A 23,343-nucleotide genomic window follows, 5' to 3' on the forward strand; every position below is an offset into this window, starting at 1 on the left:
AGGCGCATCCGGTAGAACCGGCCCCGACTCGCCAGGCGCACGGGTCGAATGGGCCGAGTCCAGAACGTCCGTCAACATCGCGGTGCCGGCAGTAAACGCATCGACTAGTACTCCAGCCGCACTTCGCTGATCTGGCGTTTCGCCAGGACATCGGCGTGATCGACGCGTGAGCGGCGCCGGCTTCGCCGAACTCCTGACGCCACAGCCGAGAAACGCCGACCAGCTCTCGCTCTGGATGGTCCAGGTCCGCGCGGGCGATCTACCTCATCTGCACGCCTTCACCCGAGGCGTGGAGGTTCCAGCGCCGCCACGTCGACCGCTTCTCACCCACCGCCGCGACCACCGAACGGCCGAGGTCCGTGATGGTGTCGATCGGTACGTCATCGGCCCGCAACAAGGCCGCCTGCTCTCCGGTTGTGGTGAGGGTGCGTGCCCAGGCGGTCGCGTCCTCACCCAGCAGCTCGGTGGCGCGGTGTCGCCATCCGACGGTGAGGTCAGCGAGCGACTGCACCCGCTTCTCCGGACGAGTCGCCAGCGTCGCCTGGGCGCGAAGCTTGAGCACGGTCTTCGCCGACGGCTCGCGGCCGTGTTTGTTCCGGCTTGTTCCGGTAGGCGTCGATCAGGCGGGGCTTCTCCTCCTCAATCTGCCGGGACCGTGAGGAGAACTTGTCGACCAGTTCGGGCACCGGGGCGAGCTCCCACACCGGGTTCCGATCCCGGCCCTCCCACTCGATCCCGAACATGTCGGTGATCCGGTCGGCGAGGGTCGCGTTGTACAGCTCGGACAGTGCGACGACCGAGGCGTGCACCGGCCGCCCGGCCAGGGTCCGCCACTTCTGATCTTGCACCGTGAGCACCTTGTTGCTCACCACCACGTGCGTGTGCAGTTGCGGGTCGCCGGAGCGGGAATCGTGGTGATCGAACGCGGTCGCGAGCGCGCCTGCGACATCGACATGCGCGACCGCGCCCTCCGGTCCGGCCGCGCCGACGTGGGTGGCCGCGACCTCGCGTTCGAGAAACGCGATCACCTTCGCCACCGCCTGATGGTGCGCGTCCGCGATCAGCGACTGCGTGCCCGCGTCCGCGTCACCCCACCACGCCGACAGCGACTTCGGCACCGAGAACGTCAGATCGTAGCCCGCAACCGCCCGACGGGAGCCGCGCTCGGCCTCTTCCGCCTCAATCGTCGCGACCTGCTCCGCACGAGACACCGGCCCAAGCTCCGGGTCGAGGTCGACGACCCGCCGGCCGACGCGGTCCTGCACGCTCGCGTACTGCCGATACGCCTCACCCAGCGGCTCACCCGTGATCGGGTCGCGGCCCATCCCAACCAGGAGCTGAAGCTGCGCCTCGGACACCTGCCCATCCTCGGCGAGCTCACCGCCGCCGAGATACGGCAGACCCGACCCCATCCAAAACCCCGGAGGAGTTCCCTCCTCCGTGTAATACCTCGTCAACGGAGTCGAGAAATCACGGTCGCCATCGCCGACGGCGACGGTGCGCAGCAGGTACTCGTAGCCGGCACCGGCCGACATCACCCGCATCGAGACCGTCATATCCACGAGGTGAACAGGGCGCACACAGAGCCTATCCCTGCCAGTGCTAGGCAACCGAGGGTTCTGGCTACCTCCTCGGCACCCACGCATGGTGGATATGGGACTGGGCCATGGCAGATACGGCCGCTCCTCAGGAAACCCGACCGAGGAGGAAAACGCCGAATGACGACCGCTGCCGCCCCTTCGACCAAGTCCACTGGTGTGACGCGCCGTGCCGCGTCGTTGGCGCTGCTCGCGCTCAGCGTGGGCGGGTTCGGGATCGGGTTGACCGAGTTCGTCATCGCCGGCCTGCTCACCGAGGTGGCCGACGATCTCGGCGTCACAATCAGCCAGGCCGGGCACCTCGTCGGCGTCTACGCACTCGCGGTTGTGCCGGGCGCGCTCATCATCACCCCGTTCCTCATGCGGCAACCCCCGAAGTACGCGCTCGTTCTGTTGTTGGGGTTCTTCGTCGTCGGCAACATGCTCTCGGCATGGGCGCCGACATACGAGGTGATGCTCGCAGGCCGGATCGTCGCGGCGCTCGCACACGGCGGCTACTTCGGCATCGGCGCCGTGCTCGCCGCCGCGCTCGTACCAACGAGCAAGCGGGCTTCTGCGGTGGCTGCGTTGTTCGCGGGACTGACGATCGCGAACGTGCTCGGCGTGCCGGCCGGCGCGCTCGTCGGGCAACAGCTCGGCTGGCGGACGGTGTTCTGGATCATCAGCGCACTCGGCGTCGTCGCCCTCACCGGGCTCATCGCCCTGGTGCCCAAGACCGACCCCGAGCAGGATCAGCTCCCCGTTGCTCAGCAGTTCCGTGCGCTGGTCCGCCCGCAGGTGCTCGCCTCACTGCTCACCACCGCACTGGTGTTCGGCGGCATGTTCGGGGTGTTCACCTACATTGAGCCGCTGCTGCGCGAGGTCACCGGCTACTCCACCGCCGCGATTCCGTCGCTGCTGGTGGTCTTCGGAGCGGGCCTGTTCGCCGGGAACATCCTCGGCGGGAGAGCCGCCGACAGGAACCCCGACAACGCGGTGCTGGTCCTGTCGATCCTGCTGCCGGTCGTGATCCTGACGCTCGGCGCCGTCGCAGGTATGCCGATCCTCGTGGCGATCCTGCTGTTCCTGCTCGGGCTCGTCGGCTTCGCGACGGTGCCCGGCCTGCAAGCGCGGGTGATGCGCCACGCACAGGGCGCCGCGACACTCGCGTCGGCCACGAACATCGCCGCGTTCAACCTCGGCAACACCATCGGCGTCAGCCTCGCAGGCGCGGCCATCGCCGCCGGATGGGGGCTGCGAAGCCCGACCATCACCGGCGGGGCGCTCACCCTCCTCGGGCTCGCCCTCATCGTGGCCGCCCGCATCGCCGCGCGCCGCAAGACCGCATCCATCCGTCCCTGACTCCCTGAGAAGGAGCCCGCTCATGCATCTCGAACTCGACGGCCGCGTCGTCATCATCACCGGCGCAACCAGCGGCATCGGCCTCGCCACCGCCCACAACCTCGCAGCCGAGGGCGCCACCGTCGTCGCCGTCGCCCGCCGCGAACCCGGCGACGGCGTGCTGCCGGCCTCGGCCGACTTCATCGCCGCCGACCTCACCAGCCCGGAAACCACGGCACGGCTCGTGGCGCAGACTCTTGAACGGCATGGTCGCATCGACGGCCTGGTGAACAACGCCGCCCTGTTCGACACCCGCGACTCGTTCGCCGAGATCGAGGACGAGCTGTGGCGGTCGACGTTCGAGGTCAACCTGTTCGCCGTCGCCCGACTGACCCGTACGGTGATTCCCGCGATGCGGGAGGCCGGTGGCGGCAGCATCGTGCACCTGGGCAGTGAGGCCGCCCGGATGCCCGATCCGACGATGGCGCCCTATGCGGCGTCGAAGGCAGCGATCCTGTCGCTGTCGAAGTCGCTCGCAGCTGAGCTCGGCCCGGTCGGGGTGCGCTCGAACGTCGTCTCGCCCGGCCCCACCCGCACTGCTCTGTTCGATGCGCAGGGCGGCTTCGCCGAACAGCTCGCCGCGCGCTTCGGCACCGATCCCGACACCGCGGTCGATCGGTTCATCCGGGAGGAGCGCCGCCTGCCCACCGGCAGGATCGGCCGCCCCGAGGACGTCGCCGGCGTGATCGCCTACCTGCTCTCGCCGCGGGCCGGACAGGTGACGGGCGCGGAGTGGTCGGTCGATGGCGGCGCGCTGCGCCAGCTCTGAGGAGCAGGATGACCATGACGACTGTCATTGCACCCGAGGCGGCGTTCACCAGTGCGGTCGCCACAGACGGTGCGCGGGTGCCGATCCTGACGCACCGCCCGAGCACGCCGCGGGGATGGCTGGTGTGGGCGCACGGCGGCTCCTGGCAGTATGGTTCCGCCGCGGCCTGGGCGCCGGTCACGGCCGCGCTCACCGCCCGTTCGGGATGGGCGGTCGCGTCGGTGGACTACCGTCCCGCGCCGGAGCACCGCTTTTCGGCCGCCGTGCTCGATATGCTCGCCGCGCTCACCTGGGCTGAGAACCAGACAGAAGGCTTGCCGGTCGTCGTGGGTGGCGATAGCGCCGGCGGTACCGTCGCTGCCATCGCCGTGCTCGCTCGCCGCGACGCCGGTGAGCCGGTGCCGCCGCACCTACTCGCGTATCCGCCGCTCGACCCGGCATGCGACCGCCCCTCCTACGCGGCTGATTCCGGTGCGTTCCCGAGCGCCGCCAGTCTGCGCGTCGCCTGGCAGCTCTGGCTCGGCAGGGCGCCCGATCCGACGTTTCCGCCGGCACCGCTCGCGGCATCGAATCTGGCCGGGCTCGCCCCGGTCGCTCTGGTGGTCGGTGAGGACGATCCGGTGCGCGATGACGTGGCCGCCTACGCGGGCCGGCTCCGTGCCGACGGGGTGCCGGTGATGCACACCGTCGCCGGCGCCGGGCACGCAGAGCTGCTCCGCTCCGGCAGCAACGTGACGGCGGCGGTCGCAGCCGCACTGTCCACTCCGGCGCTCAGCGCTACCCGCAACTGACCTGACCACAACACCGCGACAACGAGAGGAGCCCCCTCATGACCACCATCGATACGACCGTTCCTGCGCCCATGGAGGCGCTGACCCGGCATTTCATCGACCTGCGCGACGGCAACCACTTCGGGCACGTCACCCGTTCCGGCAAGGAGTCGGCCTTCGCCGAGGCCGTTGACCTCCTGGATGCCCCGACGCGGCGGGTGCTGGCAGAGTTCAACGAGCACCTGCTCGCCGGCTCCGGGAAGATCCAGGTCACCGGCCTGCACCGCGACCAGCGCGGCGGACTCATCGCTTCCTGGCTGCTGACCTGGCCCGAGCAGCGGGCCGCGAACCTCGCCCCGATCAGCATCATCGCCACCTACGGAGCCGGGATCCACCACCCGCACCTGCGCGGCGCCACAATCGGGGAATGGCCGCTCAATGTCGCCAAGGCTGAGCACGCCGAGGAGCTGATCCCGGTGCTGCGCACGATCGCGGGCGCGGACATTCACAATCTCGTGTTCCAGGTCGGTGGTGACTGGCGCATCATCCCCGTCCTCCACCCCGCAGGCGAGGAGCTGTGGTCGGCGTGAGGATCTCGATCCTCGACCAGGTGCCCCTCACCGAGCACGCCCCCACGGAGGCGGAGGCCGTCGCGAGCGGCATCCGCTTCGCACAGGAGGCTGAGGAGCTGGGGTATCAGCGGATCTGGTTCGCCGAGCACCACCGCTCGCGCTCGTTCGCGAGCCCGGCCCCGGAGATGATGACCTCCCTCGCCCTTGAACGCACCACCACGACCCGGGTCGGCACTGGCCGCATCCTGCTCCCGCTGTACCCGGCGTCCAAGGTCGCTGAGGTGATGGGAACCCTCGGGCAGGTGCACGGAGATCGCGTGGACACCGGACGGGCGGCGCTGGACGACCAACGCTACGGCGAGAAGACCGCCCAGCTCGTTCGCGAGCGCGGTTCGCCGCACGGACCGGTGGCTGGCAAGCCGCTGGCCGGGTGTGGGTGCTCGGCGCAGGCGGCTCGACCGCGCCGCTGGCCGGCGAGCTCGGCGCGGGATATGCGCACGAGCACTTCTTCCGTACCCCGCGGCGGCGAGGAAGCCACCAACGCCTATCGGGAGGCCGCGGACGAGGCCGGGCACGCCGCGCACACGATGCTCGCGGTGCGGGTCATCACGGCCCAGACCGAGCAGCGGGCGCAAGCCCAGGGCGATGCGCTGCTGCTGTGGCGGGCGTGCAAAGACCTCGGCCAGGACGGGCCGATCCCGTCCGCCGAGACCACGGCCCGTCACGGGTGGAACGATCAGGAGCGCATCCGCGCGAAGGCCCGCGGCAAGACCATCAGCGCCGCCACCCCCGACGAGGTACATGCCGAGCTGACCGCGCTCGCGGCGGCGCACGGGGCTGAGGAAATCATGGTCAACACCCTCACCAGCGATCCCGCAGACCGACTGGCCTCCCACCGGCTGCTCGCCGAACGCTTCGCCGCATAGCCTGCTGCGCACAGTGAAGCGCTCCAAGGAGATTTCCTCGGAGCGCTTCGACGTTTTCAGGCCTGGCGTCAGGACGTTGAGGTCAGCAGCCGCAGGGCGGCGAACGATGCGCTGCCGGGCTCGGCAGTGTGGGTGAGGATGCGCTGCCCGTTGCCCTCGGGCAGGTGCAGCACCTCGTACCCGAGTTCCAGCTCTCCGACCTCGGGATGGCGGAACCGCTTCGACCCGTTCGTGCACAGGCGGACGTCGTGGCCCGCCCAGAGGCGGGCGAACTCGGGGCTGTTCATCGACAGCTCGCCGACCAGCGCGGCGAGGCGGCGATCTTCGGCGAACTGCGCCGCGACATACCGCAGCGAGGCGACGGCAAGGGCGGCCTCGTCGGTCCAATCGACGTAGAGGTCGCGGGTGTGCTCGTCAAGGAACAGGAGCTTGAGCTGGTTCGGACGATCCTCCACGTCGGAAGGTGCGTCGCAGTCCAGGTGCCCGGCCAGCAGCAGATGCCCAGCACGATTCCACGCAAGGATGTCGTTGAACCGGCCCAGCAGCACCGCAGGCACATCGCCCATCGAGTGCAGCAACTGCTCCGCGCCCGGCTTGGCGACCTCCGGCTTCGACGCCTGGGGCCGCTTGACCGGGGCCGGATGCGCGAGGGCGTACAGGTGGGCGCGTTCGTCGGCATCCAACTGCAGGGCACGGGCGAGCGCGTCGATGATCGCATCCGAGGCGTTCTGCGACTGCCCCTGCTCCAACCGAGTCAGATACGTGACGGAAACACCGGCGAGCTGCGCGAGCTCTTCACGGCGCAGGCCCGGCACGCGGCGACGGCCGTAGGAGTTGACGCCGGCCTCGTCGGGCGAGATGCGGTCGCGGCGTGAGCGCAGGAACTCGCCCAGCTCGGTGACCGGGCCGTCCGTATCCAGAGACTGTGCTGCCATGGCATCCATTGTCTGCCACTCGTGCGAGCGGAGCCTGACCCTGTGAGTGCTAGGCAACGATAGGCCAGGCAACCGGGGATCTGGCTACCTCATTCGCGCGGCCCGAGTCTGGGTGGCATGAGCAAAACAGACACCGCACCACCACCACGCACCGCCGCGACCTCGATCCCGGCGGAGCGCTTCACGCCGATCCAGAAGATCGCGATGGCCGTCCTCCTGACGGCGAACTTCACCCTCGCCGTGGACTTCTCGATCCTCAACGTCGCGCTCCCGCACATCGGCACGGAGCTCGGGTTCCCGACCTCCGCGCTGCAGTGGATCGTCACCTCCTTCGCGCTCTGCGCCGCCGGGTTCACACTGTTCTTCGGCCGTGTTGCCGACCTGTTCGGCCGCAAGCGGCTGTTCATGATCGGCATCGTGCTGCTCGGCGGCTCGTCGCTGGCCGGCGGGCTCGCCACCGAGCCCGTGCTGCTCATCGCGGCACGGATCGGACAGGGCATCGCCACCGCGATGGTCACCCCCGCCGCGCTGTCGCTGATGACGACGATGTTCCCCGAGGGTCCGGCACGCTCCAAGGCGCTCGGACTCAACGGGGCGCTCATGGCGGCCGGGTTCACGGCGGGCGCTGTGCTCGGCGGCCTCCTCACCGGCGCGGTCTCGTGGCGGTGGGCGTTCTTCATCAATGTCGCCGTCGCCGTCGCCGTCATCTTCGTCGCCCCGTTCGTCCTGCGCGAGCCCGCGGCCGGCCAGCGCCCGAAGCTCGACGTGCCCGGCGCGATCACCATCACCCTCGCCCTGGTCGCCCTCGTGTTCGGGATCGACACCGCCGGTCACGCCGGGTGGACCCACCCCGGAACCTGGGGGCCGATCCTGGCCGCCCTGATCCTGTTCGTCGTGTTCTTCACGATCGAGGGTCGCGTCAAGGAACCGCTGGTGGCCCCAGGGCTGCTGAAGCGCCGCAACATCGGCTGGGGCAACACCGCCGGCCTCCTCGCGTTCGGCACCTTCACCTCGCTCGTGTTCCTGCTCACCCTCTACCTCCAGCAGATCCTCGGCTATTCGGCGATCACCGCAGGCCTCATCCTGGGCGTGCTCGGCATCGGCACCGTCATCGGCGGGCTCATCGCGCCGAAGATCATCGGCAAGACCAGCGCCAAGACCGCGATCGTCGCCGGGCTCATCGTGCAGGCCGCAGCGACGGCGCCGCTCGCGTTCGCCGGCGACAGCCGGAACTGGCTGATCCCGATCCTGATCCTCACCTTCATCGGCGGCATCGCGAACCTCGTGGCGATCGTCGGCTACGTTGTCGCCTCCACCGCAGGCGTCCCCGCCGACAAGCAGGGCCTCGCAACCGGGCTGGTGACGATGAGCCAGCAGGTCGGCATCGCCCTCGGCACCCCGGTGATGTCGGCCATCGCCACCGGCGTCGTCGCAGCCACCCTGCTGCCGGGCCTGCAGCTTGCGATCGGCGGCAACGCCGCCATCGCCATCGGCGCAGCGATCATCCTCGCGATCTTCCTCCGCCTGCCCGAAGCAGCCACGCAGGAAGACGCCGTACCCGCCGCTGAGCAGGCCGAGGTCACCGCATAGACCGGCCGAACCACAGATGAGCGTCCTGCGGGCGATGTCGGGGCCTCCCCACACCCGCGGGACGCTCATCCAACCGGCGGGTCACCGCGATGATGGTTGAGCCGCTCAAGGCCCGAACCCGCAGCATTCACCGCCCCATCGGGCCGGCAGCGTACGACTGCGTGCGGATCATCATCGTGCGCGATGGCACCGCGATCATCTTCTCCGAGTTCGGAGAGCAACCGGTCAGCTTCGGCGATGCGATCCTGCTCGGGCCGTCGGGTCGAGCTCAGACCCTCCGGCACGATCACGTCGCCCGCGGGCCTCGGTTCGAGGCCGTAGAGGCCAAGCGGAGCCGTCCACTGGTGCTCGGCCGCCTCGTACAGCCAGCGCGCCTTGGCGAGTTCCTCCATGGCGAGCACGATCAGCGCCTGCGCCCGGCCGGGGCCGTCATGGGAGGCGAGGAGCGCCGCGTCCTCGACCAGCGCGACCGTGTTCGCCATCAGGGACTTCCACCGCCGCCGCGCGAAGTCCGTCCGCGGTGATGGTCTCGGGTTCCTTCTCGCGCGCCTTCGCCATGATCCAAGTATCGGCGGAGGCTCGTGCACTGATACGTGAAACGACATCGTGTCGACGGTGATCCAAGCCGCCATCAGGGACGCAGATGATCGATCATCACCCGTTCGACGCGTCGATGAGCCCCTGCAGCGCGTCCCTCGTCGTCGTGAGCTCGGCGATGCGGCGGTCGTACGCCTGAAGGTGCTCCACGAGCAGCGGAACTGCGCACGGTTCGAGGCGGTCGGTGTCGTGGATGCAGTCGAGGAGCTCGCGGATAGCCTCCACGGGCAACCCTGCGCCGAGCAGCCACCGAATGGAGCGGACCTGCTCGACGACGGACGGATCGAACAGGCGCTGGCCGGCGGACGAGCGCTCCGCGGCGATGAGGCCCTGGTTCTCGTAGTGACGCAGCATCCGCGGCGTGGCCGACGTGAGAGCCGCGACATCGCCGATCCGCAGCGCCGTTCCCTGGGTCGCGCCGCTTGCCCCTGCCACTGGTGTCAACTCCTACGGTCGCTTGCATGACCACATCGATCACTCTGTTCAATGGTAGGGCGGCCGAGGCGGCGGATCTCGCGCCACTGGCCTTCGCCGGGTTCGCCCACTTCACCGCGATGCAGGTCCGGAACCATCGTGTGCGGGGGCTGGACCTGCACCTGGCCCGTCTCCGGGACGCCAGCGACGAGCTCTTCGGCCGCCACCTGGCTGACGAGACGATCCTCGAGCAGATGCGCAGCGCTCTGGCGGCCGCTCCCCCGGACGCGTCGCTGACATGCTTCGTCTCCTCGCGGCCGAGAGAGTTCGCCCCCGCTGGGGACGACGTTGACCTCGACGTGCTGGTGAAGGTCACCGATCCCGCGACTGCGCCGTCCGGACCTCTCTCGCTCGACGTCGTCGAGCACGAGCGGCATCTTCCCCGCGTCAAGCACGTCGGCGAGGTGTCCAAGACGCTCCTGCTCAGGCGCGCGAGCGCCCGGGGCTTCGACGACGCCGCGTTCGCCGACCGATCGGGTCGGCTGAGCGAGGCCACCATCTGGAACCTCGCCTTCTGGGACGGAGAGGCCGTTATCTGGCCGTGCGCCGAGGTCCTCCCCGGCGTCACGATGCAGATCCTGACGCGCCGACTCGACGCACTAAGAGTCCCTCAACGGACGCAGGAGGTCAGGCGCGGCGAGCTCGGCGGGCGTCTCGCGGCCGCGGTGATGAACTCGTGGACGCCGGGCATCGCGGTCGCGCGACTCGGCGACGAGCCGCTCGTCCAGGACCAGGAATTCCTGCACATTCTGAACGCTGCCTATGCCGAGGAGCCTGCGGTCGCCCCGTGATCGTCGAGAGCGCAGTGGTGTAACGGCGGTAACCCGCTCGTGACCGCCGGCCACCGCGCGGCCCAGTCGAGCTGGAGCGGGTGGCCACGTCGACCACGTCCGGAGCGATACCCGAGTCGAGCAGGAACCGATGTCGGCTCCGCCTGAAAACTGGCTCTGGCACACTTTCTGTGATTGGTCTTGGTGGTGGCTCACGGGTTGGTCAGGACGCGTTTGCGTAGGAGGTCGATGTTCGCGCGGCCATACATCTGTCGCTTGATCGTCTTGATGCGGTTGACCTGACCCTCGACCGGACCTGAACTCCAGGGCTGGGCGAGGCCGGCAACGACGGCGTCGCGGTCGCCAGCGAGGCCGGCGGCGAAGCCGCGGATCTCGGGGTATCCGGCGTGGCGGGCGTGGTCGATCCAGGCGTCGAGGTGCTGCCCGGTGCCCTGGTGGCGGACCAGGGCGGCGAACCTGCGGGCGAGACCGGCGACGGTATCGAGGTCCGGGCAGCGACTGCGGGCGTCGGCGAGATCAGCGCGGTCGTCGTCGGTGAGTTTGTGGCCGGGTCGCATGATCCAGGCGGTGATCCGCCGTGCCGACGGCACCCGGACTGCGGTTGCAGGGGTGGGTCGGGTGCGGTTCGTTGCGAGCCAGTCCCGCAGCACCCGCAAGCTCCCTTGATAGCCGCGGGCCACGATCTCCCCGTGCAAGTCAGCGGTCTGATGGGTGCCCTCGGTGAGGCGTTGCCGCAGGTAGGAGTGGAACGGGGCAAGGACGCTGGGTCGGCTGCTGGCGTTCGGGCCGATCAACGCCTCGGCGGTGGCGGCGTGGGCGTACTTGCGGGCAGTTCTGACGTTCATGTCGAGGCGGCGGGCGGTCGCGCTGATTGAGAGTCCTTCGGCTCGCAGGGCGTGCACGGCCGTATGGCGTTGGCGGGTGTTCGCTGCCCGACGTCCCGTCCTGACCGGCTCGTCGGTCGGCGGGGCCAGGGCGGGTGTCGAAGCGGTGTGCGTACGTAGGCATCGGCGGTGCCCGCGGATGACTTTCTCGACGGTGTCGCTGAGGTTCTTCAGCAGGTGCCACCGGTCGGCGATCTGAATCGCGTCAGGTGCTCCCTTGCGGGCGCCGTCGGCATAGCTACCGCCTCGATCGCGGCAGATGATCTGAACGCCGGGATGGTCGCGCAGCCAGGCGGCGAGGGTGTCGGCGGTGCGGTCGGGCAGGATGTCGATCGGCCGGCGGGTGTGCATGTCGAGCAGCACGGTCGCGTAGCGGTGGCCACGACGGCGGGCGAAATCGTCCACGCCCAGCACCGTCGGAGTCCCTGGCGGCGGATCGGGCATCCGCCGGATCATCCGGATCAACGTCATCCGCGATACCGACACCGCCAACCGCTGCGCCAACCGACTGCCCGGTCGACCGCCCAACGCCACCGCGACCGCCTCCAGGTCGCCCGCCGCCAAGACGGTGTGACGGGCATGCCGACGAGTCAGACCGGGCACTTGCTCGACGAACGTTCGCCGCAGGCATCCGGCGTTCGCACAGGTGAATCGGCGGACCGTCAGCGCGACCAGCACCTCATGGCCACCCAACCTGACATCGGCCAGCCGCCGCACATAGCGACCATGCACAGTGGTTGACCAGGTGCCGCACGCGCCACACCGCGCCCGCACCGTCTGGGTCGCCGCGTCGATCCTGACCCCGACGCCGCGGACCACCACCGCACCCAACCGCAGGCCCGTCAGGTGCGGCAGCAACGCCGGAATGATCTCCATCCCGGCACCCAACCCGAACTACCGACGAGCGCGACTCACAAAATGTGTGCCAGAGCCAAAGTTCAGCCGGCGTTGACAGTGGCCGCCTACGGCTGGAACGTCACCCCGGTGATGGAGCTGAGGATTCCGGACTCGACCCCGGACGCCGGCAACCCCGACCAGATCATCCACCGGATCGAACTGGAGAAACGGCGCCGCGGTGCCGCGCCCCAGTACGAGACCCGCAACCTCGCCGACTGGGGCGCGAACTCACCCTGCCGGTTGGTGACCCAGGCGCTGGAGGCCACGTGGGCCGCCCGGGAGACACTCGCCCGCCCTGGGCACGCCATCCGATCGGCTCTCATCATCTGGCGCCGTGGATGGAGTCCCCGCAGCGTCGCGGGCGATCCCAGCCGGATGTTCGAGACCGGCTGGCAGGACAACATCTGGCACAACCGGCGCACCAGCTTCGGCGAAGGGGTCAGCCTCAATCTGCGACGGCTGCGCAGAACCGTCGTGATTGCGCATCGCCGCACGCCGACGCAGCACACCCGCGAGACCCACGACACGCGCTACGTGTTGCCGGACCCGCGCACCCATGCCGAAGCCGCACTGAAGATCAGCGCCGGCGTCGCCGACGCAATCGCGGCCGCCTACACGACCTTCCACGCCCGGGCCAGCCGCATCGACAGCGACCCGAGCCGCGACACCGCCACCACCGGCTGCACCGGCTACCACGCCAGCCCGTTCAGCGAGCCCGGAGAGTCATGCTGGGCGTCGTTCCTGGCCTGCACCGCCTGCGCGAACGCGGTGGTCACACCCCGCCACCTGCCCCGGCTGGCCTATCTACACCAGGCACTCGATCAGCTGCGCACCGTCCTGGAACCGGAGATCTGGCAGCAGGACTGGGCGGCACCGGTCCAGCGGCTGCACGACCTGATATCCGGCCCGCACTTCACCAGCACCGAATGGGACGACGCGCTGCGCCAGATCACCGCCATCGACCGCGACCGCGTCAATCAACTGCTGCGACGGAGCTTCGACTCATGACCCACGCCCTGAACCTGCCGCCCGGGACACGCGTCGCTCGCGGACATCTCCAATGCCGGGAGACGTGTCGGCATCACCGGTAAAGACTCCAGCGTCTGGAACCCACGTCGCCGAAGCCGTTCGCGTCCTTCGACCGCAGCTGCTCTTCGTGGAGAACGTCGCCGCTCTCCTTCAGCGAAGACTTGACATCGTCCACCGTGATCTGGCCACGATCAGATACGACACGAGCTGGCTATGCCTACGCGCATCCGACGTCGGCGCCGCCCACCGCAGAGACCGGCTGTTCCTGCTGGCCACTCCCGCCGAGCCACTCCAGGGAGGTGCGGACGTTGCCGACACCATGCGCCCGTGACGGCAAGGGCCCCGGCCACCAGTACGGGCTGCCCGACCTCATCGAACCGACCGGAACCCGCCACGGCCTACTACCGACCCGACCGCGGTGGCCTACGGGTCGAACATGTCCCCAACGGCCGGGGCGGCCCGCCGGCCAAGCCTCGCCGGCATCGCCACCCCGCTGCCGCCGATACCGACGGCGGCCGACAGCCGCTCCTCCGCGAATGCCACCGCCGCACGCGCCACACCCACCGGACACGCGGACCGCACCCTGACCGACGCTGCCTGACTGCTGCCGACACCAAGAGCCAGCGACACCGGCACCTCAGGCCGGCGAGCCGGTGCTGGGTGCTGCCCACCCCGAGGGCCAGCGACGGCACCAAGGGCTGCCCTGGGCAGCGCGGGTCGCACGGGGACCTCACCCTGCCGTCGGCGGCCGTGCGGGTACCGGCCCGGACCCTGCCCACCTCCCGCGCCTCCGACGCCCGCGGACCCGGCCGCCCCGGCGACGGCGGCGCGGACCCACGCACCACCGTGGCCGGGCCGCTGTTCGTCAGCCTGTGACAGAACAGTCAGGCTCGGTGGTTCACGGGCCTGACCGTTCTGGTTCCGTCGTCGCCGATCTGGTCGGCTTTCGCATGTGCTGCCAGGCCCGACGTACGACGAGCCACGCTTGGCATGGCAGGATCACGCGAATGGATCTCCTGGCGGCACGCTTGCGCGCGTTCGCGGACGAACGTGATTGGCAACAGTTTCACACGCCCAAGAACCTGGCCATGGCGCTCGCCGGCGAGGTGGGTGAACTGATCGCCGAGTTCCAGTGGCTTACGCCCGAGCAGGCCACCGAGGTCATGTCCGACCCAGAGGCCAGTGCCCGGGTCAAGGCCGAGATCGGCGACGTCATGGTCTATCTGACGCGACTCGCCGACGTGCTCGACATCGACCTCGTCGAAGCTGCCATGACCAAACTCGACGAGGTGGCCGTCCGGTATCCGGTGGAGCGGGCGAAGGGCTCGGCCGCAAAGGCACGGCCTTGATCGTGGCGATGAGTTGATCTCTTCGCTACAGTCCCCTCATACAGGCGCGTAACGACGGGCTTCCGGCTGTGGCTGGACACGCCCCCCATGCGCACGATCATTTCGTGCTGCCCGGGGGCAAGTGTTGTCAGCGTTCCGCACCTCCGCCGATGGTCTGCTCCGACTGGCCACCAACGGCACCCTGGCCGACCGGATCTCCGAGAACCTCCGCCACGCCGTGAGCCAGAGTGAACGGCGGTCCTGGTCCCGCAGCCTCCTGGTGCTCGGTCAGGATCTCGCCGACGCCGGGCTGGGACAGGTCGAGGTGCTGGTCGAGTACCAGCTTCCGCTGACGAGCAAGCGTGTCGACGTGGTGCTGGCCGGTGTCGACCCGAGGACCGCCGAGGACTCCTACGTGGTCGTGGAGCTGAAGCAGTGGTCCCAGGCCGAGTCCTATGAGGGCTCCGACCGACTCGTTCTGGTCGAGCACGCCCGAGGTCCGCGCCTCCACCCGGGGGTGCAGATCAGCGATTATTGCGAATACCTGACGGACTTCCTCGGTGTCCTCGCCGACCGGCACAATCCGGTGCGCGGTGCCGCGTACCTGCACAACGCCGTCGACCGCGACGTCGAAGACCTGTTCGCGCGTCGCCCCACGGAGCAGAGCCGGATCTTCACCAAACAGCGTCGCGGCCAGTTCCTCGACTACCTCCGCACGCACCTCGCGCCGGCGCCGGGCGCATCCGCAGCGGACCGGTTCCTCACCAGCTCCGTCCGGCCCAGCAGGCACCTTCTGTCGTACGCCGCGCAGGAACTGAAGGAACGGTCGCACTTCACCTTGTTGGACGGCCAGCGCCTGGCGTACGAGTTGGTCCTGCACGCCGTGGAGCGGGCCCAGTCGGCGGACCGCAAGTCGGTCGTGGTCGTCGCCGGTGGGCCGGGCAGCGGCAAGAGCGTGATCGCCCTGTCGGTGCTCGGCGAACTGGCCCGGCAGAACCGGTCGGTCATGCACGCCACCGGCTCACGGTCGTTCACCCAGACTCTACGCCGCTACGCCGGCAAGGGGTCCACCCGCATCAAGAACCTGTTCGCCTACTTCAACAGCTTCACGAACGCGGAACGCAACGGGTTCGACGTGCTGATCTGCGACGAGGCACACCGCATCCGGGAGACCTCGGTCAACCGGTTCACGCCGAAAGCGAAGCGCGACAAGGCCCGCCCGCAGGTCGACGAACTGATCGCCGCCGCGCGGGTGCCGGTGTTCCTGCTCGACGAGCACCAGGTGGTCAAGCCCGGCGAACTCGGCAGCGTCGACGTCATTTCCCGGTATGCCGAGCAACTCGGCCTGGAGGTCGAGGTCGTTTCGCTACACGACCAGTTTCGCTGCGGCGGCAGCGAGGCGTACGAGAAGTGGGTGCTTGATCTCCTGGGTCTCGACGGTGGCGAGCCGACGGTCTGGACCGGCGACGGCCGCTTCGACCTTCGGCTCGCCGACTCGCTGGATGAGTTGGAGGCGTTTCTCGTCAGGAAGCAGGCGGCTGGGGAGACGGCACGGATGTCTGCCGGATACTGCTGGCCGTGGAGCGATCCGCGCCCGGATGACACCCTCGTTCCTGATGTGCAGGTGGGCAGTTGGGCCCGGCCGTGGAACGTCAAGAGCGACCGCAGCGTCGGCGAGGCGCCGGGCAGCGCGTTCTGGGCCACCGACCCGCACGGATTCGGCCAGGTGGGCTGCGTCTACACCGCCCAGGGCTTCGAGTACGAGTGGTCGGGCGTGATCATCGGGCCGGACCTGGTCGCCCGCGACGGGCAGTTGGTCACCCGGCGCTCCGAGTCGAAGGATCCGGCGTTCCGCAGCCGCAAGGCGCTCAGCGACAACGAGGCGGACCGTCTGATCCGCAACACCTACAAGGTGCTGATGACCCGGGGCATGCGCGGCACCTTGCTCTACTCGACCGATCCCGAGACGCGCGAGTGGCTGGCTTCGCTGGTCCGCGCGGAGCGTGGCCTGGAGACGGTCTACGAAACCATGTCGTCCGCACCGTGAAGCACTGTTCGTCCGTCAGGGCAGTACGGCCACGGCCTGGATCTCGATGAGCAGGTGTGGGTGGGGTAGCTGGTGGACGGCGACGGTGGTGCGGGTGGGGCCGGTGGCGTCGAAGTATTCGGCCCAGACCTGGTTGTAGCCGCCGAAGTCGTTCATGTTGACGAGGTAGGTGGTGACCTGGACGAGGTCGGTCAGGTCGGCGCCGACGGTGCGTAGTAGGTCGGCGATGTTGTCGATGACGGCGCGGGTTTGGGCGCGGATGTCGAGGTTGGTGGTGCCGAGCTCGTCGACCTGCACGCCGGCGAGGGTGTTGTCGGGGCGGCGGCTGGAGGTGCCGGAGACGAAGACGAAGCCGCCGGCGACCTTGACGTGGGGAAACGCGCCGCGGGGTACGGCTTTGCCGGCGACGACGTGCGCCTGTGCGCTCATGCGGCTGCTCGCAGGGAGGTGGTGCCGAGGTGTTCGACGACGACGCGGACGTGGGCGCCGGGTTTCAGGGGGACGGCGGCGGTGGCGGCGCCGGCGAGGAACACCCACCCTTCGCGCAGGCGTACGCCGTGGCGGCCGGCCAGCCGGATGCCCTCGTCCAAGGCGCGGCGGGGGTCGCCGAGGATCGCGGCGGTGGAGCCGACCTGCGCGACCCGTCCGTCGATCTCCAGCAGCACACCCAGGTTGTCCAGGCCGTCCGGGACCGGGGACCAGGCGCCGATGGTGAACGCGGCGGCGGAGGTGTTGTCGGCGATCACATCCGGTAGGGAGAAGCTGAAGTTGGCGTAGCGGGAGTCGATGATCTCGATCGCGGGGGCGACGGCGCGGACGGCGTCGGTGAAGTCCCCGACCGGCTCGCCCGGTTCGGGCAGGCGGTCGAGCAGGAACGCCACCTCCGGCTCCACGCGTGGGTGGATGAACGCGGTGGTGTCGAGGGTGCCGCCGTCGGGGATGCGCATGGTGTCGGTGAGGCGGCCCCAGATGACCTCGTCCACGCCGACCTGCGCCATCTTCGCCTTGCTGGTCAGACCCATCTTCAACCCCACGAGCCGCTCACCCCGGTCGAGACGACGCTGGATCAACGCGGTCTGCACCCCATACGCCGCGTCCACGTCCAGACCGGTCTCGGCGGCCAACTGTGGGATGGCGGTGGCGGTGTCCGCCGCCACGCCCAACCGCTCGGCGATACCGGCGGTGTCCGGCCCGATCATGATGTCTCCTTGCCGGCGAGGTCCAGTGCCACGTCCACGATCATGTCTTCCTGCCCGCCGACCATCCGGCGGCGTCCCAACTCGACCAGGATCGACCGCACGTCCACCCCGTACTTGTCCGACGCCCGCTCCGCGTGCCGCAGAAAACTCGAATACACCCCCGCGTAGCCCAGCGACAGGGTTTCCCGGTCCACCTGCACGGGCCGGTCCTGCAACGGCCGCACGATGTCGTCAGCGGCGTCCATCAGGGCGAACACGTCACAGCCGTGCTCCCACCCGTGCAACTCGGCGACGGCCACGAACACCTCCAACGGCGCGTTACCGGCCCCGGCGCCCTGCCCGGCCAGCGACGCATCCACCCGCACCGTCCGCCCGTGCGCCGAACCGAGCGGCCCGTCACCGAGGATCCGGCCGTGCTCGACGGCGATGACGCTGTTGGCGACGCCGAGGGACAGGTTGTGGTGGGCGTGGATACCGATCTGCGTGGTCGGCTCCAACACCTGCCGGTACGCGTCCACCCGCTGCGCCACGTCCGACATGAGCAGTCGGCCGCCGGAGTCGGTGACGTAGACACAGTGCGCCCCGTACGACTCCATCAACTTCGCCTGCCCCGCCAGACCGGCCGGATCGTTCATGTGCGACATCATCAGGAACCCGGACACGTCCATGCCGTTCTCCCGCGCCCACGCGATGTGCTGCGCCGAAATATCGGCCTCCGTGCAGTGCGTCGCGATCCGCACACTCGTCACGCCCAGGGCCTTCGCCGCCTTCAAGTCGGCGATGGTGCCGATGCCGGGCAGCAGCAGGGTGGTGAGTTTCGCGTTCGTCATCACCTCGGCCGCCGCCGCAATCCAGTCGGCGTCACTGGCCGCACCATGGCCGTAGTTGACACTCGACCCGGCGAGACCGTCGCCGTGGGCGACCTCGATCGCCGCCACCCCCGCCGCATCCAACGCGGCAGCGATCGTACGGACCTGCTCCACGGTGTACCGGTGAGCCACGGCGTGCATGCCGTCGCGCAACGTCACGTCCTGGATGTACAGATCAGTCACCGGGTCACCTCCACGACACCCCGACCCGCGCCATCAGTGCTGTGCTGGCCCGCGCTGCCGTTGCCGGACGCCGCCGATCGCAGCCCGACCAGCCGCTCCGCCGTACGCAACGCCGCCGACGTCATGATGTCCAGATTCCCCGCGTACGCCGGCAGGTAATGGCCCGCGCCGGAGACCTCCAGGAACACCGACACCTGCAACCCCCGCAGACGCCGCCCCAACGACGGCACATACGCATCCACAACGTCGAACTGCACGTCCTGCTTCAACCGGTAGCCCGGCACGTACTCCTGCACCGCCGCCACCATCTCCGCCACCGACCCGGCGATCGCCGCCCGATCCGCGTCGGCGTCCTCACACAGGCAGTAGACCGTGTCGCGCATCAACAACGGCGGATCAGCCGGATTCAACACGATGATCGCCTTACCACGATCAGCGCCACCGACCACCTCGATCGCCCGCGCCGTCGTCTCGGTGAACTCGTCGATGTTCGCCCGCGTTCCCGGCCCCGCCGACCTCGACGCGATCGACGCCACGATCTCCCCGTACACCACCGGCGTCACCCGACCGACGGCCGCGACGATCGGCACCGTCGCCTGCCCACCACAGGTCACCATGTTCACGTTCCGCTGATGCAGATGCTCGTCCAGATTCACCGGCGGCACCACATACGGGCCGATCGCCGCCGGCGTCAGATCCACCACGAGGCGACCATGCGCCGCCAACACCGCATCGTTACGCCGATGCGCACCCGCCGACGTGGCATCGAACACCAACTCCACCTCGGCGAACTCCGGCATCGCCACCAGGCCGTCGACACCCTCGGCAGTCGTCGCCACACCCAACCGGCGCGCCCGCGCCAACCCATCGGACTCCGGGTCGATGCCCACCATCGCCACCATCCGCAGCGACTCCGACAACCGCAACACCTTGATCATCAAATCGGTGCCGATGTTGCCCGACCCGATCACCGCCACACCAACGCTCACGACGCCTCCCCCTCACCGAAGACCGCGACGGCCGCCCCGCCACCCCGCGCACGCACCGCGAAGACCCCCACCGCACTCACGACGCCTCCTTGGAGAAGCACGTGCGGACAGAGCCCAGGCCGGAGATCCGCGCCTCGTACGCCGCGCCGGGCGTCACCGCAACCATCGGGCCGAGCGCACCGGACAGCACCACGTCCCCGGCGCGCAGCGAGTCACCGGAACAGGCCATCGTCTGCGCCAACCACTGCACCGCATGCAACGGATTACCCAGACACGCCGCGCCCGCCCCCACCGACACAGGCTCACCCGCCTGCTCCAGGACCATCCCGCACAACCGCAGATCCACATCCGCCAACCGACGCGGCGTCGTGCCCAACACGAACAGACCACTGGAAGCGTTGTCCGCCACCGTGTCCACGATCGAGATGTCCCAACCCGCCACCCGCGAATCCACGATCTCGATCGCCGGCAACACGTGATCCACCGCCCGGATCACATCCGCACTCGTTATCCGCTCATCCGGCAGATCCGCGCCCAACACGAACGCGACCTCCGCCTCCACCCGAGGCTGCAACAGCCGGCCCATCGACACCTCGGCCCCGTCAGGCACCGCCATGTCATCGAGCAGCACACCGAAGTCCGGCTGGAACACGCCGAACGACTCCTGCACCGCCCGCGACGTCAACCCGACCTTCGCACCGACCCGCCGGTGGCCGGCGTCCAACCACCGCCGGACCTGGAGCTGCTGCACCAGGTAGGCCGACGTGACGTCGCCCTCCGGCAACAGCCGCCCCCGCAGCGGCGGACACGGCTTGCCGCTCTCCCGCGCCTCGACCAGATCCCTGGCGGCGGCCTCGTAGTCGACGCTCATGTCAGCTCTCCACTCCACTCGCCGCCGCTACCGAAAGCCGCGGGTCGACCGGAAGCCGGACGGACACCCCGCAACACTGATGCCGGCGTCCAACCCCTTGCCGGCCCGGTGCGCCCGACCCACGATGTGCTTGCCACGTCCACCGCATCCACGTCACTGATGCGAACGCCGCCGCTCATGTCAGGTCCACGCAGACGTTGGTCAACTCGGAATAGAAATCAAGGGAATGTACGCCACCCTCACGCCCGATCCCGGACGCTTTCACCCCACCGAACGGGGTGCGCAGGTCGCGCAGGAACCACGTGTTCACCCACACGATGCCGGCGTCCAACCGCATACCGGCCCGGTGCGCCCGACCCACATCGCGGGTCCACACCGCCGCCGCCAGCCCGTACTCCGTGCCGTTGGCCAGCGCGAACGCCTCGTCCTCGTCGTCAAAGGGGGCGACGTGCACCACCGGCCCGAAGATCTCCTCACGATTGGTACGCGCATCCGCACCCAGCCCCGTCAACACCGTCGGCTGCACATACGCCCCACCGTCACGGGCGTCACCGAACGCAGGCACCCCGCCCCCGGCAAGCACCTGCGCCCCCTCACCACGGGCCACGTCGTAATAGCCGAGGACCTTCTCCCGATGCTGATGCGAGATCAACGGCATGTTCACCGTCGCCTCATCCGCCGGCCACCCGAACGACAACTCACCAGCCCGCTGCGCCAACCGGGCCGTGAACTCCTCGAACACCGGCCGCTGCACATAAATCCGCTCCGTACAGAGACACACCTGACCACCATTGGTGAAACTCGACCGCACCGAACCCGCCACCGCCGCATCCAGATCCGCATCCGCGAACACCAGACCCGCGTTCTTCCCACCCAACTCGAACGACACCGGCCGCACCCCATCAGCCGCCGCCCGCATGATCGCGCTCCCCGTCGACGACTCACCGGTAAACGTGATCGCGTCCACGTCCGGATGCCGGGTCAGGAACTCCCCCGCCGAATCCGGACCGAACCCGTGCACCAGATTGAACACACCCTCCGGCACCCCCGCAGCCGCCATCACCTCCGCCAACAACGTCGCCGACGCCGGCGTCTCCTCACTCGGCTTCACCACCACCGCATTACCGCACGCCAACGCAGGAGCGACCTTCCACGTCAACAGCAGCAACGGCAAATTCCACGGCACGATCACCGCCACCACACCCACCGGCTTACGCACCGCATAATTCAGCGCCCGCCCACCCGACGGGGTGACCGTCGTGAACGACTCCGTCGGCGCCGTCGCCACGATCTCCGCGAACGCGCGAAAGTTCGCCGCACCACGCGGAACATCCAACGTCCGCGCCTGCGAAATCGACTTACCCGTATCCGCCACCTCAGCGGTCACCAGATCATCGAAACGCCGCTCCAACTCATCGGCGACCCGACGCAACACCTCCGCGCGTTCCCGCTCCCCCATCCGACCCCACGGCCCCCGCAACGCGGCCCGCGCCGCCGCGACCGCATCATCCACACACGCCCGGTCCGCCTCGACGACCTCGAACACGGGCTCGCCCGTGACCGGACTGCGCTTGACGAACCGCCGCCCACCCTCGACGAACTCACCACCGACGAAGTTGCGCAGGACCGGTGGGTCGGCGCTCGGGTGGCCGTCGCGCAGGCTCACCGGCCAGGATGACTCGGGCATGCTCTGGTGTCCCTTCCGGTTCAGGTGCTGGGCTCGGTCCGCTCGCTGCCGGAGTCGGCGACGAGCGCGACCACGGCGGCGTCCACGGTGGGTTGGCCGGTCACCGCCGCCGCGGCTTCGTCGGTGACGACCAGGACGGTGGTGCCGACGCCGACGTTCAGGGGGTCGACGGCGACCAGTTCGGGCCCGTCGCCGTGGGGCCGGACCCGGACGAGTCGTTTGCCCTGCAGCCCCGGCAGGATGCGGTCGGCCCACACCTTGCCGACGACGTCACCGAGCACCATCGGTTTCTCCTCGCAGGCCGGCGATGACCTCGCGGATGCGGGACGGTTCGGCCGCGTCCAGCAGTGCCGCCGTGGTCGGGTGGGGCTTCGGGTAGACCTGGGAGCTGCGCAGCTCGCCGTGGGCGCGGATGGCGGCCTCACCGGCGGAGACGGCCTGGCGTACGGCGGCGAGGGTGCCCCGGACGGCGACCGCGAGGTAGCCGCTGGTGACCCGTTCCACGGCCACGCACCGGACGTCGGCGGTCTTGATCATGGCTTCGATGCCCGCCGAGAGGGCCACCAGGCCGCGCGTCTCGACGATTCCGATCGCGATGTCTGAGGACATGTCTGATTCTCCTTACCCGGTTGTCAGTTGCCGACGAGGTCAGGTTCAACCGCCAGCGCGCTCACGGCGTCGCAGGGGCTGGCGAAGACGATCGAGCGCACCGAGCGGCTGCGCGCCCGGGCGGTCTCCTCGCCGATGTCCACCGCCTCCTCGACGGTGGCGAGGTCACCGCGGACGGCGACCGCGACGATGCCGCCGCCGAGGCGTACGACCTTCGTCACCTCGACCTCGGTGGCCTTCACCATCGCGTCGACGGCGTCGAAGATGGGGGTGAACCCTTCGGCTTCGACGAAGCCCACGGCCACGTTTCGCATGTCTACTCCTTGCTCTGGTTGCGGGTCGGCTTCGG

The 23,343-nt window shown here is 69.3% G+C and carries 26 protein-coding genes and 1 pseudogene; 12 read left to right on the forward strand and 15 right to left on the reverse strand.

Going from position 1 to position 23,343, the window contains the following annotated elements:
• Nucleotides 1-259 precede the first annotated feature (259 nt).
• Entirely contained in the window at nucleotides 260-511 is a 252-nt protein-coding gene (locus tag ACGFIG_RS15105; RefSeq protein WP_393003085.1) for a hypothetical protein, read from the reverse strand.
• Nucleotides 495-1,556, reverse strand: a complete 1,062-nt coding sequence (gene mobF, locus ACGFIG_RS15110) for a MobF family relaxase (RefSeq protein WP_393003087.1) — start codon at nucleotides 1,554-1,556, stop codon at nucleotides 495-497. The genes ACGFIG_RS15105 and mobF overlap by 17 nt, the downstream gene beginning before the upstream one ends.
• A 162-nt stretch (nucleotides 1,557-1,718) precedes the next feature.
• Between mobF and ACGFIG_RS15115 the strand changes: the two genes are divergently transcribed.
• From ACGFIG_RS15115 to ACGFIG_RS15135, 5 genes are read left to right on the forward strand one after another with little or no spacing between them, the layout of a single operon-like run.
• The gene (locus ACGFIG_RS15115) at nucleotides 1,719-2,939 is read left to right on the forward strand and encodes an MFS transporter (protein ID WP_393003089.1); all 1,221 of its coding nucleotides are present in this window, start codon (nucleotides 1,719-1,721) and stop codon (nucleotides 2,937-2,939) included.
• 22 nt (nucleotides 2,940-2,961) lie between these two features.
• Complete coding sequence (locus ACGFIG_RS15120) at nucleotides 2,962-3,747, forward strand: SDR family NAD(P)-dependent oxidoreductase (protein ID WP_393003091.1); 786 nt, start codon at nucleotides 2,962-2,964, stop codon at nucleotides 3,745-3,747.
• An 8-nt stretch (nucleotides 3,748-3,755) separates the two neighbouring features.
• Entirely contained in the window at nucleotides 3,756-4,538 is a 783-nt protein-coding gene (locus tag ACGFIG_RS15125; RefSeq protein ID WP_393003093.1) for an alpha/beta hydrolase fold domain-containing protein, read from the forward strand.
• A 38-nt stretch (nucleotides 4,539-4,576) separates the two neighbouring features.
• A complete protein-coding gene (locus ACGFIG_RS15130) occupies nucleotides 4,577-5,107 on the forward strand; it encodes a hypothetical protein (RefSeq protein WP_393003095.1) in 531 nt (176 codons plus the stop codon).
• Nucleotides 5,104-6,015 carry an LLM class flavin-dependent oxidoreductase gene (locus tag ACGFIG_RS15135; RefSeq protein ID WP_393003097.1) on the forward strand — a complete coding sequence of 304 codons (912 nt, stop codon included), beginning with the start codon at nucleotides 5,104-5,106 and terminating at the stop codon, nucleotides 6,013-6,015. The genes ACGFIG_RS15130 and ACGFIG_RS15135 overlap by 4 nt, the downstream gene beginning before the upstream one ends.
• Before the next feature lie 68 nt (nucleotides 6,016-6,083).
• Here the strand turns inward: ACGFIG_RS15135 and ACGFIG_RS15140 are convergent, their stop codons facing one another.
• Entirely contained in the window at nucleotides 6,084-6,950 is an 867-nt protein-coding gene (locus tag ACGFIG_RS15140) for a helix-turn-helix transcriptional regulator (protein ID WP_393003099.1), read from the reverse strand.
• A gap of 117 nt (nucleotides 6,951-7,067) precedes the next feature.
• Between ACGFIG_RS15140 and ACGFIG_RS15145 the strand changes: the two genes are divergently transcribed.
• A complete protein-coding gene (locus ACGFIG_RS15145; RefSeq protein ID WP_393003101.1) occupies nucleotides 7,068-8,540 on the forward strand; it encodes an MFS transporter in 1,473 nt (490 codons plus the stop codon).
• A 65-nt stretch (nucleotides 8,541-8,605) separates the two neighbouring features.
• On the opposite strand, the gene ACGFIG_RS15150 is transcribed toward ACGFIG_RS15145, so the two are convergent.
• Both ACGFIG_RS15150 and ACGFIG_RS15155 read right to left on the reverse strand, forming a co-directional pair.
• Nucleotides 8,606-9,172 (reverse strand): AbiV family abortive infection protein, encoded by a 567-nt coding sequence (locus ACGFIG_RS15150; protein ID WP_393003103.1) that lies wholly within the window; start codon nucleotides 9,170-9,172, stop codon nucleotides 8,606-8,608.
• A gap of 22 nt (nucleotides 9,173-9,194) precedes the next feature.
• Nucleotides 9,195-9,572: a MerR family transcriptional regulator gene (locus ACGFIG_RS15155; RefSeq protein WP_393003105.1), complete on the reverse strand. Its 378-nt coding sequence runs from the start codon at nucleotides 9,570-9,572 to the stop codon at nucleotides 9,195-9,197.
• Nucleotides 9,573-9,598: 26 nt separating this feature from the next.
• Between ACGFIG_RS15155 and ACGFIG_RS15160 the strand changes: the two genes are divergently transcribed.
• Nucleotides 9,599-10,402, forward strand: coding sequence for an aminotransferase class IV family protein (locus ACGFIG_RS15160; RefSeq protein WP_393003107.1), 804 nt, complete (start codon nucleotides 9,599-9,601; stop codon nucleotides 10,400-10,402).
• Nucleotides 10,403-10,593: 191 nt separating this feature from the next.
• Here ACGFIG_RS15160 and ACGFIG_RS15165 read toward each other — a convergent pair whose 3' ends face one another.
• The gene (locus ACGFIG_RS15165; RefSeq protein ID WP_393003109.1) at nucleotides 10,594-12,162 is read right to left on the reverse strand and encodes an ISL3 family transposase; all 1,569 of its coding nucleotides are present in this window, start codon (nucleotides 12,160-12,162) and stop codon (nucleotides 10,594-10,596) included.
• 78 nt (nucleotides 12,163-12,240) lie between these two features.
• On the opposite strand from ACGFIG_RS15165, the gene ACGFIG_RS15170 reads away from it, so the two are divergent.
• From ACGFIG_RS15170 to ACGFIG_RS15190, 5 genes are all read left to right on the forward strand, one after another.
• Nucleotides 12,241-13,191, forward strand: a complete 951-nt coding sequence (locus ACGFIG_RS15170; RefSeq protein WP_393003111.1) for a hypothetical protein — start codon at nucleotides 12,241-12,243, stop codon at nucleotides 13,189-13,191.
• A gap of 52 nt (nucleotides 13,192-13,243) precedes the next feature.
• A complete protein-coding gene (locus tag ACGFIG_RS15175) occupies nucleotides 13,244-13,543 on the forward strand; it encodes a DNA cytosine methyltransferase (RefSeq protein ID WP_393003113.1) in 300 nt (99 codons plus the stop codon).
• A gap of 329 nt (nucleotides 13,544-13,872) precedes the next feature.
• On the forward strand, nucleotides 13,873-14,088 hold the full coding sequence (locus ACGFIG_RS15180) for a hypothetical protein (protein WP_393003115.1): 216 nt from the start codon (nucleotides 13,873-13,875) through the stop codon (nucleotides 14,086-14,088).
• Nucleotides 14,089-14,219: 131 nt separating this feature from the next.
• On the forward strand, nucleotides 14,220-14,561 hold the full coding sequence (locus ACGFIG_RS15185; RefSeq protein WP_393003117.1) for a nucleotide pyrophosphohydrolase: 342 nt from the start codon (nucleotides 14,220-14,222) through the stop codon (nucleotides 14,559-14,561).
• Nucleotides 14,562-14,685: 124 nt separating this feature from the next.
• Nucleotides 14,686-16,587: a DNA/RNA helicase domain-containing protein gene (locus ACGFIG_RS15190; RefSeq protein ID WP_393003119.1), complete on the forward strand. Its 1,902-nt coding sequence runs from the start codon at nucleotides 14,686-14,688 to the stop codon at nucleotides 16,585-16,587.
• A 15-nt stretch (nucleotides 16,588-16,602) separates the two neighbouring features.
• Here the strand turns inward: ACGFIG_RS15190 and ACGFIG_RS15195 are convergent, their stop codons facing one another.
• From ACGFIG_RS15195 to ACGFIG_RS15235, 9 genes and pseudogenes are all read right to left on the reverse strand, one after another.
• Nucleotides 16,603-17,016: a RidA family protein gene (locus tag ACGFIG_RS15195; protein ID WP_393003121.1), complete on the reverse strand. Its 414-nt coding sequence runs from the start codon at nucleotides 17,014-17,016 to the stop codon at nucleotides 16,603-16,605.
• Nucleotides 17,013-17,786: a 2-keto-4-pentenoate hydratase gene (locus ACGFIG_RS15200; protein ID WP_393003123.1), complete on the reverse strand. Its 774-nt coding sequence runs from the start codon at nucleotides 17,784-17,786 to the stop codon at nucleotides 17,013-17,015. Before ACGFIG_RS15200 ends, ACGFIG_RS15195 begins: the two co-directional genes overlap by 4 nt.
• Nucleotides 17,783-18,838, reverse strand: coding sequence for a 4-hydroxy-2-oxovalerate aldolase (gene dmpG / locus ACGFIG_RS15205; RefSeq protein ID WP_393003125.1), 1,056 nt, complete (start codon nucleotides 18,836-18,838; stop codon nucleotides 17,783-17,785). Before dmpG ends, ACGFIG_RS15200 begins: the two co-directional genes overlap by 4 nt.
• Nucleotides 18,839-18,903: 65 nt before the next feature.
• Nucleotides 18,904-19,827: pseudogene (locus ACGFIG_RS15210) on the reverse strand (acetaldehyde dehydrogenase (acetylating)); the annotation flags it as partial.
• A gap of 76 nt (nucleotides 19,828-19,903) precedes the next feature.
• Complete coding sequence (locus ACGFIG_RS15215; RefSeq protein ID WP_393003127.1) at nucleotides 19,904-20,698, reverse strand: 2-keto-4-pentenoate hydratase; 795 nt, start codon at nucleotides 20,696-20,698, stop codon at nucleotides 19,904-19,906.
• A gap of 175 nt (nucleotides 20,699-20,873) precedes the next feature.
• Nucleotides 20,874-22,385 carry a 2-hydroxymuconic semialdehyde dehydrogenase gene (locus tag ACGFIG_RS15220; protein ID WP_393003129.1) on the reverse strand — a complete coding sequence of 504 codons (1,512 nt, stop codon included), beginning with the start codon at nucleotides 22,383-22,385 and terminating at the stop codon, nucleotides 20,874-20,876.
• Nucleotides 22,386-22,405: 20 nt separating this feature from the next.
• On the reverse strand, nucleotides 22,406-22,669 hold the full coding sequence (locus ACGFIG_RS15225; RefSeq protein WP_393003131.1) for a EutN/CcmL family microcompartment protein: 264 nt from the start codon (nucleotides 22,667-22,669) through the stop codon (nucleotides 22,406-22,408).
• Complete coding sequence (locus ACGFIG_RS15230; RefSeq protein ID WP_393003133.1) at nucleotides 22,656-22,994, reverse strand: BMC domain-containing protein; 339 nt, start codon at nucleotides 22,992-22,994, stop codon at nucleotides 22,656-22,658. Before ACGFIG_RS15230 ends, ACGFIG_RS15225 begins: the two co-directional genes overlap by 14 nt.
• 23 nt (nucleotides 22,995-23,017) lie before the next feature.
• A complete protein-coding gene (locus ACGFIG_RS15235) occupies nucleotides 23,018-23,308 on the reverse strand; it encodes a BMC domain-containing protein (RefSeq protein ID WP_151454615.1) in 291 nt (96 codons plus the stop codon).
• Between the last annotated feature and the right edge of the window lie 35 nt (nucleotides 23,309-23,343).

Source organism: Micromonospora sp. NPDC049048, assembly GCF_043197615.1.
Classification (GTDB): domain Bacteria; phylum Actinomycetota; class Actinomycetes; order Mycobacteriales; family Micromonosporaceae; genus Micromonospora.

Excerpts from the sequence above, each read along its gene's own strand:
- ACGFIG_RS15125 (WP_393003093.1), top strand. The coding sequence starts at position 3,756 with ATGACCATGACGACTGTCATTGCACCCGAGGCGGCGTTCACCAGTGCG.
- ACGFIG_RS15230 (WP_393003133.1), bottom strand. The coding sequence starts at position 22,994 with ATGTCCTCAGACATCGCGATCGGAATCGTCGAGACGCGCGGCCTGGTG.
- ACGFIG_RS15200 (WP_393003123.1), bottom strand. The coding sequence starts at position 17,786 with ATGATCGGGCCGGACACCGCCGGTATCGCCGAGCGGTTGGGCGTGGCG.
- ACGFIG_RS15145 (WP_393003101.1), top strand. The coding sequence starts at position 7,068 with ATGAGCAAAACAGACACCGCACCACCACCACGCACCGCCGCGACCTCG.
- ACGFIG_RS15120 (WP_393003091.1), top strand. The coding sequence starts at position 2,962 with ATGCATCTCGAACTCGACGGCCGCGTCGTCATCATCACCGGCGCAACC.
- ACGFIG_RS15175 (WP_393003113.1), top strand. The coding sequence starts at position 13,244 with ATGCCGGGAGACGTGTCGGCATCACCGGTAAAGACTCCAGCGTCTGGA.
- ACGFIG_RS15150 (WP_393003103.1), bottom strand. The coding sequence starts at position 9,172 with ATGGCGGCTTGGATCACCGTCGACACGATGTCGTTTCACGTATCAGTG.
- ACGFIG_RS15130 (WP_393003095.1), top strand. The coding sequence starts at position 4,577 with ATGACCACCATCGATACGACCGTTCCTGCGCCCATGGAGGCGCTGACC.
- mobF (WP_393003087.1), bottom strand. The coding sequence starts at position 1,556 with ATGACGGTCTCGATGCGGGTGATGTCGGCCGGTGCCGGCTACGAGTAC.
- ACGFIG_RS15115 (WP_393003089.1), top strand. The coding sequence starts at position 1,719 with ATGACGACCGCTGCCGCCCCTTCGACCAAGTCCACTGGTGTGACGCGC.
- ACGFIG_RS15160 (WP_393003107.1), top strand. The coding sequence starts at position 9,599 with ATGACCACATCGATCACTCTGTTCAATGGTAGGGCGGCCGAGGCGGCG.
- ACGFIG_RS15225 (WP_393003131.1), bottom strand. The coding sequence starts at position 22,669 with ATGGTGCTCGGTGACGTCGTCGGCAAGGTGTGGGCCGACCGCATCCTG.
- ACGFIG_RS15140 (WP_393003099.1), bottom strand. The coding sequence starts at position 6,950 with ATGGCAGCACAGTCTCTGGATACGGACGGCCCGGTCACCGAGCTGGGC.
- ACGFIG_RS15220 (WP_393003129.1), bottom strand. The coding sequence starts at position 22,385 with ATGCCCGAGTCATCCTGGCCGGTGAGCCTGCGCGACGGCCACCCGAGC.
- ACGFIG_RS15235 (WP_151454615.1), bottom strand. The coding sequence starts at position 23,308 with ATGCGAAACGTGGCCGTGGGCTTCGTCGAAGCCGAAGGGTTCACCCCC.
- ACGFIG_RS15185 (WP_393003117.1), top strand. The coding sequence starts at position 14,220 with ATGGATCTCCTGGCGGCACGCTTGCGCGCGTTCGCGGACGAACGTGAT.
- ACGFIG_RS15215 (WP_393003127.1), bottom strand. The coding sequence starts at position 20,698 with ATGAGCGTCGACTACGAGGCCGCCGCCAGGGATCTGGTCGAGGCGCGG.
- ACGFIG_RS15195 (WP_393003121.1), bottom strand. The coding sequence starts at position 17,016 with ATGAGCGCACAGGCGCACGTCGTCGCCGGCAAAGCCGTACCCCGCGGC.
- ACGFIG_RS15165 (WP_393003109.1), bottom strand. The coding sequence starts at position 12,162 with ATGGAGATCATTCCGGCGTTGCTGCCGCACCTGACGGGCCTGCGGTTG.